This window comes from Olegusella sp., from assembly GCF_057238325.1.
On record NZ_DBHHGF010000005.1, the window covers coordinates 16,353 to 31,580 of the forward strand.

Annotated in this window: 12 protein-coding genes; 5 read left to right on the plus strand and 7 right to left on the minus strand. The window is 49.2% G+C overall.

Translation table 11 applies throughout. From position 1 onward, the window contains the following. Positions 1 to 31: 31 nt before the first annotated feature. Both recQ and ACO5JD_RS04970 read right to left on the minus strand, forming a co-directional pair. Positions 32 to 1,903: a DNA helicase RecQ gene (gene recQ / locus ACO5JD_RS04965; RefSeq protein WP_484988101.1), complete on the minus strand. Its 1,872-nt coding sequence runs from the start codon at positions 1,901 to 1,903 to the stop codon at positions 32 to 34. Beyond that, entirely contained in the window at positions 1,900 to 3,924 is a 2,025-nt protein-coding gene (locus tag ACO5JD_RS04970) for a DUF3825 domain-containing protein (protein ID WP_484988103.1), read from the minus strand. Before ACO5JD_RS04970 ends, recQ begins: the two co-directional genes overlap by 4 nt. A 199-nt stretch (positions 3,925 to 4,123) precedes the next feature. On the opposite strand from ACO5JD_RS04970, the gene ACO5JD_RS04975 reads away from it, so the two are divergent. Then, positions 4,124 to 4,828: a phosphatase PAP2 family protein gene (locus tag ACO5JD_RS04975; RefSeq protein ID WP_484988105.1), complete on the plus strand. Its 705-nt coding sequence runs from the start codon at positions 4,124 to 4,126 to the stop codon at positions 4,826 to 4,828. Between the two features lie 292 nt (positions 4,829 to 5,120). Here ACO5JD_RS04975 and ACO5JD_RS04980 read toward each other — a convergent pair whose 3' ends face one another. Continuing rightward, entirely contained in the window at positions 5,121 to 6,521 is a 1,401-nt protein-coding gene (locus ACO5JD_RS04980) for a Na+/H+ antiporter NhaC family protein (RefSeq protein WP_484988107.1), read from the minus strand. A 204-nt stretch (positions 6,522 to 6,725) separates the two neighbouring features. Between ACO5JD_RS04980 and ACO5JD_RS04985 the strand changes: the two genes are divergently transcribed. From ACO5JD_RS04985 to ACO5JD_RS04995, 3 genes are read left to right on the plus strand one after another with little or no spacing between them, the layout of a single operon-like run. After that, positions 6,726 to 7,682, plus strand: a complete 957-nt coding sequence (locus ACO5JD_RS04985) for a LysR family transcriptional regulator (RefSeq protein WP_484988109.1) — start codon at positions 6,726 to 6,728, stop codon at positions 7,680 to 7,682. An 8-nt stretch (positions 7,683 to 7,690) separates the two neighbouring features. Continuing rightward, entirely contained in the window at positions 7,691 to 8,599 is a 909-nt protein-coding gene (locus ACO5JD_RS04990) for an RluA family pseudouridine synthase (RefSeq protein ID WP_484988111.1), read from the plus strand. Between the two features lie 48 nt (positions 8,600 to 8,647). Continuing rightward, on the plus strand, positions 8,648 to 10,219 hold the full coding sequence (locus ACO5JD_RS04995; RefSeq protein ID WP_021626398.1) for a 4Fe-4S dicluster domain-containing protein: 1,572 nt from the start codon (positions 8,648 to 8,650) through the stop codon (positions 10,217 to 10,219). A gap of 851 nt (positions 10,220 to 11,070) precedes the next feature. Here ACO5JD_RS04995 and ACO5JD_RS05000 read toward each other — a convergent pair. From ACO5JD_RS05000 to ACO5JD_RS05010, 3 genes are all read right to left on the minus strand, one after another. Next, positions 11,071 to 11,379 (minus strand): hypothetical protein, encoded by a 309-nt coding sequence (locus ACO5JD_RS05000; protein ID WP_035438705.1) that lies wholly within the window; start codon positions 11,377 to 11,379, stop codon positions 11,071 to 11,073. Between the two features lie 65 nt (positions 11,380 to 11,444). After that, on the minus strand, positions 11,445 to 11,699 hold the full coding sequence (locus ACO5JD_RS05005) for a hypothetical protein (RefSeq protein WP_484988113.1): 255 nt from the start codon (positions 11,697 to 11,699) through the stop codon (positions 11,445 to 11,447). Further along, on the minus strand, positions 11,700 to 12,350 hold the full coding sequence (locus ACO5JD_RS05010; protein WP_484988115.1) for an HAD family hydrolase: 651 nt from the start codon (positions 12,348 to 12,350) through the stop codon (positions 11,700 to 11,702). 119 nt (positions 12,351 to 12,469) lie between these two features. Between ACO5JD_RS05010 and secG the strand changes: the two genes are divergently transcribed. Further along, positions 12,470 to 12,718: a preprotein translocase subunit SecG gene (gene secG / locus ACO5JD_RS05015; protein ID WP_035438704.1), complete on the plus strand. Its 249-nt coding sequence runs from the start codon at positions 12,470 to 12,472 to the stop codon at positions 12,716 to 12,718. A gap of 529 nt (positions 12,719 to 13,247) precedes the next feature. Here the strand turns inward: secG and ACO5JD_RS05020 are convergent. After that, positions 13,248 to 15,020: an ABC transporter family substrate-binding protein gene (locus ACO5JD_RS05020; protein WP_484988117.1), complete on the minus strand. Its 1,773-nt coding sequence runs from the start codon at positions 15,018 to 15,020 to the stop codon at positions 13,248 to 13,250. Positions 15,021 to 15,228: the final 208 nt, after the last annotated feature.

The following is a 15,228-nucleotide window of genomic DNA, read 5'->3' on the forward strand; positions in this document are numbered from 1 at the left end:
CAACTGCCCCATCTTTTTTCTGTCTTAGATTCTACCCCTCAATCAGGACACCCAAAAAGCGCTCTCCATAGCGTTTTGCTTTTATTTCACCAACGCCAGACACTTCAAGCAGCTCAGACATTGTTTGCGGTTTGAGTCTGCACATATCCTCGAGTGTGGAGTTATTAAAAATAATATAAGGAGGAACCCCTTGTTCATGCGCAAGGGTCATGCGGAGACTGCGTAGTTTCTCAAAGAGTACTTCGTCTTTACTATTTTGGGAAACAGAGCGAGTTTTTTTGCGAGTCTTGCTTGAGGTTGTGGGACTTTGCTCTTGAGCTATGCGTAGTATAAAACGCTGACCATCTGTTTTTGAAGCACTACGAAGAAAATCCCCACTGTGCTTGCTAAGACCGATAGTGGGGTATGCTCCGTTGCTACGTTGGAGAATTTCTTGATTTACCAGCTCATCTATTAATTCATGCATCTCAGGAATAGGCGTTTTGGGCATAATGCCGTAAGTCGAGAGTTCCTCGAGCTTGTTATTGAGAATACGTCGATCTTTGCTTCCTCTGAGGATTTGACAAATCATGCCTGCACCTAGATTCATGTTGCGCTGCGCAAGGCGTGCCACACAAGAGACAATTTTGAGCGCTTCTACGGTGCAGTCTTTTTCTTGCCACTCCTTGAGACAATTGGAACAGTTATCGCAATGATCTGCAGTATTTTCGCCAAAATATGCCAATAGTTGTTGGCGCAGACAGCTTGTTGATGTGGCGTAGTGAGCCATATCTTGGAGCCTGCGTTCGTCATGTGCGATGAGCTTGCTGGTCTCTTCAGGGTCCAAATCATCACGACTAACTGTTGAGATAAGAAACTTTGCAGTATGCAAGTCGCGTGGAGAATACAGCAAAAGACAAGTAGCGGGACTATCGTCACGACCCGCTCGCCCTGCTTCTTGGTAATAGGCCTCCATCGAAAGTGGCAGATTGTAATGCACAACAAAGGCGACATTTGATTTATCAATGCCCATGCCAAATGCGTTGGTTGCTACGATGACTTGTACGCGATCAAAAAGAAAATCATCCTGATTTTGCTTGCGCTCATCAGCTGACATACCCGCGTGATAACGCGCGGAGGAGATGCCTCGAGCGTTTAGTTCCTCGCAGATATCATCAACAGTGCGACGAGCTTGACAGTAGATGATGCCACTGGAGCCCTTTTGCTTTTTGATGAAATGTAGAAGCGCGTGAAGCTTTTCTTTGCTACTACGTGGGTGTTCAACTACAAAATGGAGATTAGGACGGTCAAAACTGGCAATGACGCGCAGCGGATTGATGAGTTCGAGTGACTGCAAGATATCATTTTGAACGGCTTTAGTTGCAGTGGCTGTGAGAGCGCAGATAACAGGGCGCTCAGGGAGTTGCTCGATAAAGCTGTGTATTTCTTGGTAAGACGGGCGAAAATCATTGCCCCATTGAGAAATGCAATGCGCCTCATCGACGGCAAGCAGGCTGGGTTTGCATGTCGTTAAAGTGCTAAGGAGACGGGGGTCACCAAGGCGTTCGGGCGCCAAATAGAGGATGCGCAGTTTGCCGCTACGAAGATCAGCAAGCGTGTTTGCCTGCGACTCCATATCAAGGCTGCTATTGAGGTATGCTGCCTGTATGCCCAGCTGGAGTAAGGCTCCTACCTGATCTGTCATCAGTGAAATCAAAGGTGAAACAACCAGTGTCATGCCGTCTGAGAGCAGCGCTGGTATCTGATAGCAGATAGACTTGCCAGCAGAGGTAGGCATGACGGCAAGCACGTCACGACCATGCAGAATGGCATCTATGATTTCGCACTGATGCAGCCGAAAGTTTTCGTAGCCAAAGACCTGCTGGAGCACATCTTTGGGCGATGCGTAGACTTGCTTTGTCATGCTTCAAGGGTTCCCGAGAGCCAGCTAGGCATTTGAGCTGATACCACGCGAGCGCATGCATAGGCATCACGCAAGCAGAGCGTCTTCAAGGGGCATAGGCGACCTGCTTGGTATTTGGCTATAAGAGCTGCGTAAACCTGGGGATTTTTCTGCTCTGCCGTTGTTTTTTCAAGTGGAAGCAACAGGTAATTTTCACTTGTTTGAGGATCCCAAATGGGCGCCAGCTCGCGGAATGAGGCTTTTGCGCGAGCGAGCGCGCGTGTGCAGGCTTCTGTTGTAATGTGCGCGCGAGGATTGTCGAGAAGTGTGGTTTCGTATGGCAGATAGAGGTCCTCGAGAGAAGAGATATAACTTGCAGGGGCAGGGGGCGTGCCCCAGCTGGCAAGGCGAGAATCTGTCGCCGTGAGCGCCGCGAAGAATTCCGCGGGCTCAGACTCTGCGGCTGAGTCCGCATTCATGAGACAGAAAATCTCCTGGTAAGCTGTATTTACCAGACCCGTATTCCAGAGTTTTTGCTTGCCGTCGGCAGACGCTACAATGCGGTTCTGCTCAAGTGCGCGAACAAAGTTGACACTGAGATATTCACGCAGAATAGGTAGGTCATCCTCGTTCGTCTCACCCCAAGCTTCATGAGCTGCAAGTGAAGAAAAGCTTTGACAAAATTCTGTCCAGCTTTCGAAATGCAGATGTCTAGAGAGTTCTAAGGCGAGATTACGGCGACGATAAGGCGCCAAAGAGGTGGCAGAGATTGCCATCCAGAAGTCCTGTGTTGTACGAGGGGTTGTGGCTGACTCTATAGGCTCTGGAGCTGTTATGTGCTCTGTATGTGTCTGGACATCAGAGATAATCCAGCGCTTGCCTGCGTTTAGACCATTACTGCGTTGGAGATACACCTCAATAGGTTTTTTGTATGTATCGTGATAGCGCAAGGGGAAGTGAGCATCATTGCGAGTGTAACTCACATTGCCAGTGGCGCGGGCGACCTGCCAATCTTCTTCTAGTGTTGATAGGACGTCAGCCCCTAAGGGTAGCGCTAGGGCGAGCTTACTCATGAGTTCTTCAGGGCAACGCACCTCAGGCCAGAATTGCTTGGGCAGGGCACGCTCTGCAGCACTTTGAGTGGGAACAGTATGAGTAGGAATAACGGCCTGTGACGTAGGACTAGGCTCGGGAGTTATGTGCTCGGATCTGGGAAGCAAGTCTTCTTCTAAGATTTTTTCTTTTTCCAAGGTTTTTTCTTCCTTCAGGCTGCCTGCATCAGCTCCAGATTTGGAAACAATAGTGAGATGAATTGAGGGCTGAGGGGTCAGAAGGGGAGTGATGGTCTCGACTTCTGCTTTAGCGTCGACCTCTGCTTTGGCCTCGGAGTTGGTTTCATTTTCAGTTTTTGCTTCTATTTTGGCGGTTGCTTCAATTTCTGTTTCTACCTTAGCGCTAACACCAGCTGCTGCTCCAGCTTTGGCAGGGGCATCCGCTGCCGCTCCAGTGGAAGCATCGACAGTCTGGCTTTGCTCAAGCTCGTCCTGGACTGTTGTCTTTGCAACACCTATTTCATCCTGTGCAGACTTTTTGGCAGTTGCTTCCTCGGATTCTGTCTTACTGACTAGCTCAGGTGCAGCAGGCTCTTCTTTTGCTAGTTCCTCATGCAGGGGTTTTGGCGGCTCGCGATGAACGGGGCGCACAGGTTTAATCTGAGCCTTTTTGCGTTTCCAAGGCTTGCCACCTTTTTTGGGTGCCTCATCTTCAGCAGCTGTTTTTAGCGCGGCCAACGCTTCATCAAACTTAGGTTGTGCCTGTAGCGTGGCATATACGCGCCCACCCTTAAATTTGGTTAGGCTCACAAACTCAAATTTTTCCAAAAGCTCCTGCACAGATTCGCAGTCTAGGTCATAAGGAGTAATGCCATCTGCTTGCAATACTTCTTCGATGCGTGGCAAAAAGATTTGCTTGCCTTGACCAAATGCCTCAAGAAACAGACGGTACAAATAAAGCGCGTTTCCCGTGCTAATTCGAGATGTCATGATATCCTCTCAAAGCTGTAAAACAACTCTTGTGAGGAGTTGTAAAAGTTCATGTCTGGCAGTGTACGTACTCTATGGTAGCGCCCACAGGGGACATAAGTTTGCGACGTTACGATGCCTTTATTCTTAGTTAAGGATAAGCAAAGAATTATTGGACAAAATAGTTAACGCCTCAATGAACGGCGAGCGGAGATTTTGAATGGATAATGAGTTGCTTTCACAAGAAGCCCAAGAAGTGGCTGAGAAGGGTCGGCGCCTTGCATGGGCAAACCGGCGCTCAGTAATTTTTGCTATCTGTGTAGTAATTTTTTTGCTATTGCTAGAAGATGTGTGGGGCGGCGAGATATTGCGTCTTGATCGTCTGGCATACCACTATATCGTTGAGGATTTGCGGAGTGATTTACTTACGCCAATTATGCAAACGATTACGAGCCTAGCAATGCCAGTAGTGTTAGTAGTGGTATGGATTGTTGCGTCTGCTTTTGCGCCAGGGCGTCAGCCGGGACGGTGCATGTTGTTCAATTTGGCAGGTGCTTCTTTGCTTAACGTTTTGCTTAAACAGCTGGTACAGCGCCCGCGCCCTGAGGGTTTTCGCCTCGTGGCGGAGAGTGGTTATAGTTTTCCATCGGGACACTCGATGGTGGCGATGGCTTTTTATGGTCTGCTTGCTTATTTGGTATGGCATTACGAGAAAGATCGCGTAATGCGTTGGGTATGGTCAGCCTCACTTGCGCTCGTGGTGCTAGCTGTGGGTGTAAGCCGCATTTATTTGGGTGTGCATTATGCATCTGATGTGTTGGCTGGCTTTTGCGTCTCGATGGCTTGGTTGGCGGTGTACACCAAGGTAGTTTGCCCGCTTTTCTTGCCCGAACCAGCTGAGCTGTCCTTACGCTCCCATGTCTAAAATCTGGTGCAGTAAACATCCTTTTTCTCACGTCGGGTTCAATAAGCGCCTTTCAACCCACATCGGGTTCAAAAAGCACCCTTGCGACAATTTTTACCTGGGATTTCTCGAGTCATTTGGTACGCTTTTGAACCGCTTGTGAGAAATGCTATACAACGGGTTCAATAAGCATCCGCAGCAAAAAAGTGAGCAGTGCTTTTGTGGAAGCAGAGCGACGGTTTTGAACCGTTTGCGTAAGGATGTGCGCAAAGACACATGACGCGCAACGTAAAAGCGGTGGAATGCGCCGCTATTATGCGACCTTCGGAAGAGCATCTATAGTGCCACGGACACGGCGGACATCATCGTGTTCGGCAAGACCCAGTAAACGTCCCGCTTCCGAGGCAACGAAGTTAGGATCCTTGCGAGACTTAAAGGACAGCAGCAGCGTCCACAGTGGAATGAGATATAACAGGAAGGCCCACACAACGCAGCTGGCGGGGGCACCTACAAAAGAAAGAATAGCTGCGCAGGTAATCGACCAAGGTACTAGCGCTGAAATCACCACAACGCTGTTTTCCAGGTCAAGTGCCAGAGCAGAGCCATCGCCTTCGACATCGTCGCAAAGCTGCTGGGTTAGCATGACTGCCAAAGTCTGCTCGCAGCTAATAATTGCAGTCAGCGCCGAGGTAATAAGCACACTTACAAAGGGCGTATAGCGCTGGGAAATTTTATTAATTATGCCGCGCATACCGCAAATAAGGCCAGTGCCTTCAAAGATGGTTGCGTAGCTGCCAGCAATAGCGATGATGGCGATAATTTCGAGCATTGTGTGAATACCGCCGCCGTCAACCATATGTGCCAAGGCAGGATTAATCGAGTGGAAGCCATCAAAGTAAAGCGCTGGCAGCTCACCTACAGGGATACCCTGGACAAAGACGCAGATAATGCTTGCCAACGCGAGACTTACCAGCATGGTCTTGTGTACGCGCACCTTAAAAGCAGAAAGCACAACAACAGCAAAAGCAGGAAGCAGGACTACAGGTGACATATCAAAACTTGATGAAAAAGCGGCAGAAACATTGGGGATCTTGCCCGAGCCTGCACTAAATATGCCTATCAGTACGTAGAGAACGCAGCTGCCTACAAAAGGAACGATGCCTGTGCGCAGCATACGTTTAACATTGTCAAAGATGTTGGTATCAGTGATGGTTGCTACGATAAAAGCGCTTGATGACATAGGGGAGCAACGGTCGCCGCAATAGGCTCCAGCCAAAATTGCACCGCCAGCAAACATGGGATTAACACCCATAGCATGAGCGATGGTCATGCAGATAACGCCCATTGTTGCTGCTGAACCAAAAGAGGTGCCCATGAGTGTTGACATTGCTGAGCAGAGCAAAAAAATTGCAACCAAGCAAAGCTGCGGAGAAATAATCTGGGTTGACAGACAGACGATAGCTGGAATAGTACCTGCTGCACGCCAGCTTGCGGTAATGGCTCCAATGATGAGCAAAAGAAGAAGTACGGGGCGAACCTTGGATACGCCCTGCTTGATCATGCCAAAAAGTGCACGAGGGCTGTTGCCACGAAAGAGACCGTATGCCAAAAAGATAATGAGTCCAATTGTGAGTGATACAACAAGAGGAATACCTGAAGTGAGCGTGACTAAAAGCATTACGACGAACAATCCAAGAGTAATGTACTCAGCCATGCGGCAAGTCCCCTTCAATTCATACTCTTACACACAGGGTTATTGTTGCCGCATTAGAACATTGAGTCCAACTGTATTTAGATGTATTATATACAAATATAATTTGTGTTAAAAAAACGTCAGAATGCGCCAAAAAGCGCCAAGCAAAGTTAAGTTATTGTTCAGTATGAGCTCAGAAATGTGCCTACTTAAGAGAGGGAAGATATGAACTTTAGCTCCTTTGATTACTTTATTGCAGTTGCAGAAGAACTTAGCTTTACTCGTGCGGCCGAGCGGCTCAATGTAACTCAGCAGACGCTTTCTGCTCATATAGCTGGTCTTGAGCGCGAGTTGCATGTGAGATTAGTTGATCGCCATGTGCCCTTGGCGCTGACATATGCTGGTGAAGAATTTCTTGAACATGCGCGGCATTTCCAGGCTGAGCGTCGCGTGATGGAGCAGGAATTTCGCGATATTTCTGGCAACCAGCGTGGTCTTTTGCGTATTGGTGTGGCGTCTACGCGTGGTCACATTATCATGCCGCGTGCTATTGCCAGTTTTCAGCGTCGCTATCCTCAGATTACGGTCAGCTTGTATGAGAGCGAAAACCAAGACTTGGTACAGCTGTTGCGCGAAGGACGCGTTGATATGGTTGTGGCAACAATCGAACCCGATGCACAGGGATTGGTGGTGCGAGATTTGTACGATGAGGCAGTTATGCTGCTTTGTCGTCAAGATTTGCTTGAACGCTACTATCCTGGTCACGTAGAAGAAGTGGTGGCAGAGGCGGCGAAGGACGGTGGTCTCAAAGCACTAGAAAAGCTGCCGTTTTTGCTGGTAGGAGAGGGAGATGTACCAGGGGCGGTGCCTCGCCAGGCTTTTCGTCGCGAAAACATTCATCCTGACGTGCGTGTGATTTCCAAAAATGCTGAAACCCTGGTGGCACTGGCATACCGTGGGGTAGGTGCTTGTTTTTGCTCATCTGAACTGGCTCACACGAGTTTTCCCAACTCAGCAGAAGCAGGTATGCGTCTTATAGACCTTGGTGAGGGCGCAAAATATCCCATCTGTGTCGCATGGCGCAACTCCCCCCATACGTGGTCTATGGTTACGGCCTTTTATGATTTGCTCCAAGTCAAAGTTAGGGATGGCAAGGGCTGGTCGGCAGAAGATCCTATCTAGGAGCTGCAATGAGCAAAACTCAGGCATTTCATGTGATCTCTGGTGGAGGGCAGCTACGCTTTGTGCCTACAAAAGAGATGCTGGCAGGAGAACTTCTTGTGGCAGCAGGCATTTCTAGACGGCAGACTCAGCGCATCTTTGCCGAAGGACGCTTGCGTTCGGCAGAGCAGATCCTGCATCCTGAGGGCATGCTCAGTGCTTGGGAAGAAGTAACGCTTCAGCTAGCCGTTAAACCAGTGCAGCAGCTGAATCCATCTGCAGCGGAAGGCTTTTCTTTGCTTGCGGCGGATGAGTTTTTCCTTGCAGTCGATAAACCTGCGGGTATATTGGTGCATGGAGATGGAACAGGAGCTCCCAATCTGAGCGAGCGAGTTGCAGGATATCTACACACGCAGGGTTATGCTGTGCGGCCTCAGGCAATTCAGCGTCTCGATGTGGCAACGACGGGACTTGTGATTTTCTCTCTTACAGAGGAATTCCAACCTGCCTTTGATACTCTGGTGGCAAGCAGTGCTTTGCATAAAAGCTATTTGGCTGTGGTCTCAGGCGTTTTCCCCTTGCATATTCATCAGATAGATGCAGCTATCGGTCGCGATCGTCATGATGCTCATCGCATGCGTATAAATCCCTATGGAAAAGAAGCGCATACTCGTGTTCATGTACTTCAACGCCGCAATGGTTTGAGCTTACTGGAGCTTGAGTTGCTCTCTGGACGTCGCCATCAAATTCGAGTGCATCTTGCTTCTGTGGGATTTCCTTTGCTAGGAGATGGCCTTTATGGTGGAGCGCCACACCCTGACGGTCTGATGCTGCATGCTTGGCGTGAGGAGTTTGAGCATCCAGTAACTCAGCAGCAAATAACGCTCGAAACCGCCTTTCCAAAACGCTTTGTCAAGCTGGGCTTTACTGCGTCATAATAGGCTTTAAGAATTGGGGGAGAAATACGGCAAAAGAGAGAGGCAACCATGGCTGATACCATGCGTGGCGTGTACACCAACCTAACTAAAATTAGGCGTGATGTGTTCCGCGAAGTCGCAAAGATTTGCTATAGCATCCCGAGTCATCCCGAAAGTGGTGATGAATATTTTGATGATGCATTTGAAAATCTGCCGTACAAGATTTTGCCTGGTGATGTAGCTACCTATCGTGAGTCAGTTTTTCTTGAGCGTGCTATTATTTCCGAGCGCATTCGTCTAGCTTTGGGCCTGCCTTTGCAAGGTGTTGACAAGCCCCGTCGTGTTTCTGAGGGAATCAAAGAAGCTACAACGAACGGTTTGGACTACTATAAGCCGCCACTGATTAACGTTATCAAGTTTGCCTGCAATGCTTGCAAAGACAATGTGTATGAAGTCACCAACAGCTGTCAGGGCTGCCTTGCGCATCCTTGCCGTGAGATTTGTCCCAAGCAGGCGATTTCGTTTCACAACAAGCGCGCGGTTATCGATCAAGACCTTTGCATCAAGTGTGGCCGTTGCGCTCAGATTTGTCCTTACCACGCAATTCATCATCACGTGCGTCCCTGTGCTGATGCCTGCGGCATGCACTGCATTGGTTCTGATGAGCATGGACGTGCTGAAATTGATTATGAAAAATGCGTTTCTTGCGGCCAGTGCCTCATTAACTGCCCCTTTGGCGCTATTGCCGATAAGAGTCAGATTGCGCAGGTTATATTCTCCATTCTTCAGGGAGAAGAAGTGATCGCTGCGGTTGCGCCTGCCTTTGTTGGCCAATTTGGTGGTAAAGGCAATGTTGGCAAGCTGCGTGAAGCTTTCAAGTTATTAGGCTTCTCGGGTGTTGAAGAAGTCGCTTTGGGTGCCGACCTCTGCACGGTACAGGAAGCCGAGGATTACCTTTCCGAGGTACCTGATAAGCTGCCGTTTATGGGCACATCTTGTTGTCCTGCATGGGCTTCTATGGCAAAGAAGGAATTCCCCGAGCACAAGGAAGCTATTTCAATGGCGCTGACTCCGATGGTTTTGACAGCGCGTATGATTCGTAGCCAGCATCCCAATGCAAAGATAGTTTTTGTAGGGCCTTGTGCAGCAAAGAAGGGCGAAGCGCTTCGCAAGTCTGTTCGCTCTGAGGTTGACTTTGTGTTGACCTTTGAGGAAATGGCAGGCATGATGGAAGCCAAGGATATCGATTACCTCAGATTGCATGATGACAATAAGAGCGATTTTGATGTTGCGAGCGCCGACGGTCGTGGCTTTGCGGTCGCAGGTGGTGTGGCAAACGCGGTTGTCAATGCAATTCATGAGAAGTACCCTGACCGTGAGGTGCCCATCGCAAATGCTGAGGGTCTTGATGAGTGCCGCCAAATGATGAAAGATGCCATCAAAGGCAAATATCCCGGCTATCTATTGGAGGGTATGGCCTGTCCTGGTGGCTGTGTGGCTGGTGCTGGTACTTTAGTACAGATCAAGAAGTCAGCCTCTGCAGTTAAGCGTTATGCCAAGAGGTCGCCACACAAGTTTGCTACCGAAAATGAATACCTCGATCAACTGGAGAGCCTTACGGCTGATTTTGATTCTGAGTAAGTAATTTGCGCAAATAGGTATAACCAAGCAGAGCTTATGTTTAACGTGCTCTGGGATATATGGCACAGAGCTTATAGGATAAAAGTGTGCCTGATTTTAGAGGCGTTGACATAGGTCAGCGCCTCTTTTCGGCTCTGAGCGTATAGGGAAATGCCGTGGTCTGACACATACGCAGGCGTGCAACCGATAAGTGGTAGAGGAAAAGATGCTTTCCAACACATGCAAGTTTCGCTATTTGGAATACGGGTGGGATACACACCACAAACACAAGCCACAAATATCAACCGCAAATGGTTCATCCTTCGAAGTGAGCAAACGTAAAACCGCTGGTCATTTTTTTCGCAAGTCTGAAGGATGAACCATCTATCGAAACGAACCATCTATCGAAATTTTGGCAGTGCGGGGAAAGGGGTTCATCGTGCATCGCCTCTAAAGCTCCTCATTCACTGCCCCATTTGGGAAGAGGGTTCCTCTTTCATCATCCCACTCGGAAAGGGTTCCTTTTCCACGTTTGGCTTCACAAAAGGCCTGGAAAATTTTTTGGTCAATGATGAATCGTGAACCGAATTCCGATGGAGCTGATGAATCGTGAACCGTTTTCGACCCGTTGCAGCTTTGCGCCGTAACACGTAGCGCGTTGAGGGTTGTTGTGGCCTGCTTCTTAACAACTTAAGGCTGTGTCTGGGGTCATCTCAGGCTCTATGTATGACGCATAATCAGACACACTTTTTGTTCTGTATGCATGGCTTTGCTTGCATTTTTGTTCTGCTCTTATGACTAAGGTCCGCTGACTTACGCCAGCGGACCCCGAGTCGTTTTAGAACTTCGTACAAAACTACGATCGGCTTTGCTTACGCGCTCTTCTCACCAGAAATAGATGCGTAGAACTTGGAGTCGGAGAAGACATCCTTGATGGTTTTGCCGTGGATGAAGGGAAGAGCCAAGAACTCGTCGACCGTAGGAACCAAAGGACTGCAATCTACAAAGTGATTCTTGCTATTACGCCTGCTGGTGTCCTGTGCACGCCACGCCTCGAAGTTAACGTCGGTCAGGTAATAGACATTGCCGTCGACCTTCATATACACTGAGTGATTGCAGTGCAGATAGTCGGCGAGCTCGTCGTAATTAATCTCGAGTGCCTCAGCAGCTTTCTTGCCCATGTGTGCCACCTTTCCTCGGATGAGCGATGCTTCCATAATCCAATAGTAGCCCGAAATTACTGTTTTTATACGCACAGCCATTTACCGATAGGTAAGCGTTGTATTCGCGGGATTTTCTGAGGAAAAAATACAAAATCCGCAGTTGATTGCCCAAAAAAATAAGCATAAATGATGCCTTGGTGAGCATGCTTTGAAGGCATTGTGAATATCAAGAATTTGTTGGTTTCTTTTTTGCTTATGCGTTTTGTAGGATAAGCAAATCGCGTCTGCCTGCGGCGTGTGCCAAGCATATTATGCTTCATCGTTGCTTTGAGTTTCAACTAGCTTAGGATTGTCTGCAGCAGTGCTGTTGTGTCATTGACAATACGTGGCGCTCCATGCTCAAGCAAAAAGTCATGGTCACGGAAGCCCCAACCCACCACAATACAGTCACAGCCAGTATTGTGAGCGGTATCGATGTCAACTTCTGAGTCGCCAATGTAGACACAATCAGCTGGTGCGAGTCCAAAGCTTTTGAGCGCTGCTTGTACCATGTCGGGAGCGGGTTTGCGCCGCACGCTTTCGCGCTCACCGACGGCAATATCAAACCTACCAGGGAAATACTGCTTCACAAGTTCCTGAACAGCGAAATCGCCCTTGTTAGAAACCACAGCGCAGCGAATATTTTGCGCGTGTAAGGCATCGAGCAGCTCATATATACCTGGATAGGGGGCAGTTGCCTGTGCGCAGTGATCTGCATAATAAGCTTTGAACTCTGCTAGGATTTGCTGTGTTAGCGACTCAGGCGTATGTGCGGGTACCGAATGTCCAATGAGAAACTCCATACCATTACCTAGATTGCGGCGAGTTTCTTCATGACTTTTTTTGGGCATGCCGTGGAGCTCGAGGGCATAGTTAACCGAGGACCAGAGGTCCTCAAGGGTATTCAAGATGGTGCCATCCATATCAAAAATTGCTGCTGAATAAGCCATATGTATCCTTAGTCTTGAAACGATGTGGCAAGCACTAATAGATGCTATTCTGCTAGAATTCTATGCTATCCGTCTTGGAGTTGGTATGCGGTTGTGTCTACCGCGTGAAGGAGTCTTTTGTGAACGTGCTTAATATCATCCTTGTTGTTCTGCTTATTGCTTCTGGTTTGTTCACGGGGTTGCTTATCCTGATGCACTCTGGCAAAGGAACAGGCGTCTCTGACATGATTGCTAGCTCCATGTACAATTCCGCTGCTGGCTCTGCTGTTTGGGAAAAGAATCTTGACCGTTTGACTGTTATTTCTGCGGTGGTCTTTGGTTTGTGCATCGTGATTATGGCCCTGACTTTCCCTCTTGGCACCATCTAAGCCCTGCTTACATCGCGTACGTCCAAACCCGCAGTTTCCCCTGCGGGTTTTTCATGCCTTGCGCCACTGCGCCATGTCAAATGCTACCGGTTATTTCATCCCCTCGCTGCTTTGCTTGCCAAAATACCGATCATTTCATCCAGCGCGGCCCTATTTGCCAAACGCCACACATTCTTTCAACCAACACGGCCTTGTTTGCCAAAAGCCACATATCATTTCAAATGACGCAGCTCTATGTGCCAAAAGCCACGGATTACTTCAAAAAAATGTCAGAAGTCACAGATCTCTTCATTGCCATCAACATTTGTGCAGGTAGATTTTTTTCGCGTGAAATGCAATGTGGCTTTTGGCAAAAAAAGTGAAATAGAACGTGGCTTTTGGCGCTTGGGCATGAAACGACATGTGGCGTTTGGCAAGCAGGGCGGGGCGAGGCTTGAGATGACTCGCAACATATCGTGAATCTCGCGGCAATAAAAAGAGAGCCTCCCGAAGGAGGCTCTCAGCCGCGCTTATTTGGCGTAAGACGAGCTTACTTTGCCCAACCGATGTTCTCGGCCTGGATGCCGGAGAGCAGAGCGGGGCCCCAGTTGGCAAGACCAGCCTTGCAGAGCATGCAGTCTGCACCAGCGTACAGAGGGATGAATGCGTAAGAAGCGAGAGCTTCTTTCTCAGCCTCGTTGAAGGCCTTCATCTGCTCAGCGTGATCGGAGATGCCGGTGACAGCGACAAACTTCTCGTCGAGCTCCTTGGAGCCAGTGTGCGTGAAGTTGGAGAAGCTGTCGATGCCAAAGATCTGCTTACCGTTGTTGTAGGAAGCATAGCTGGAGTTCCAACCAAGGAGGAAGGTATCCCAGTTGCCGCCGGTCAGAGTCTTGGAGAACTCAGAACTAGGCTTGTTGTCGATGTCAATCTTCATGCCAGCATCCTTAGCCATCTTCTGGATAGCGGCTGCACGATTCTTGACGGTGTTGGAGTCACCAATGGCGGTAAAGGTAAAGGCGACCTGCTTGCCGTCCTTCTCGTAGTAACCGTCCTTGCCCATGGTGTAGCCAGCATCCTCAAGGGTCTTCTTGGCGGCAGCAATCTGCTCGTCGCCAGGCTTGGGATCAGTGACATCCTTGGGCAGGTTGCTCTCATAGCCGTCCATCCAAGGCAGAATAATCAGCGAGCCCAAGCGCTTCTCAGACCAGTTAACGCCCTGATAGACGATGCCCAAGATGGTCTCGGTGTTGATGCATTGGGCGAAAGCCTTGCGGACTGCAATGTCCTTGAGGCCCTCACGGGAAGCGTTGACCTCGATGCAAGCAATGCTGGGGGAGTCGCCACGACGTACTTCGGTGTTTTCCATACCCAAGAAGTTGGAGAGCATCTCGGCAGTACCGCTTTGACCAGCTTCAGTTGCGTCAATCTCACCATTCTTGAAGGCGTTGAACATTGCCTGAGCGTCCATCTGCTTGAAGGTGATGGACTCGAGTTTAGCCTCATCGCCCCACCATTTGTCATTGCGTACAAAGGTAATTTCAGTCTCGTCGGCCTTGTCGATGACGAAAGGACCGCAGCCCCACTCGTTGTGCCAGTTGTTGACCCATCCTTCGTTGAAGACCTTAGGATCAGCAGCTGCGGGATGTAGAGCACCCATCAGAGCCTCATAGGGGTAGTAAGGTTTATCAAAGGTGATGATAGCCTGCTTGTCATTCTCACCCTTCTCGACGCTTGAAATCTGATCAAAGCCGTCGGTACTAGAAGGAGTAAAGTCCTTGTTTTGGCCATTCATGCAGGTCCACAGGGCCTTAATAGCGGTCCAATCGATGGGGGTGCCATCGTTAAAGACTGCCTTCTCGGCGAGATTGATGGTTACAACCTGCTTACTGTCCTTATCTTCAACAGAGCTGGACTCAACAAAGTTGGGGTTGGGCTTGAATTCCTTTGCAGTAGGATCGCAGTCATAAAGAACTGCAGCCTGGTTGTAAAGGCTCCAGAACCACCTTATGTAGGTGGTGTTGCCATTTACGCTGAAGTAGTTGAAATCCGGGCCAATCTCGGTAACGGGGAGCACGAGGGTGCCGCCGTCCTTGATTGCATCGCGCTCGAGCGGGTTGTTGTAGATCTTGCCCTTCTCAGGGATGGGAAGCTTATCAAGCGGGGTGGTTGCGGGAGAGCCGTTCTGGGGCTCGATGCCTGCGTCGCCTGCGTTAGAGCCAGCGCCGCTGTTGCCAGACTTGCCGCAGCCAGCCAGACCAAGTCCGGCGATGGTGGCAGCAGTGCCTGCCATACCCAAGAACGAACGACGAGAAAGTGCCATGTTTCCTCCAAAATGTCAGCGAACAGGTAACTGGTGCTGAAAAAGCACCTTTTGGTGCTCCGCAATATCCTATTAGAAATCACATAAAAAGTGGTGGCATATCTGTGGATAGACGTTTCTAGTCTGTTACATAATGCCAAGAATGTCCTGTACATACAAAAAAGTGACCCGCAAATTGCGAATCACTTTCAGCTTGTTTATTTGCAAT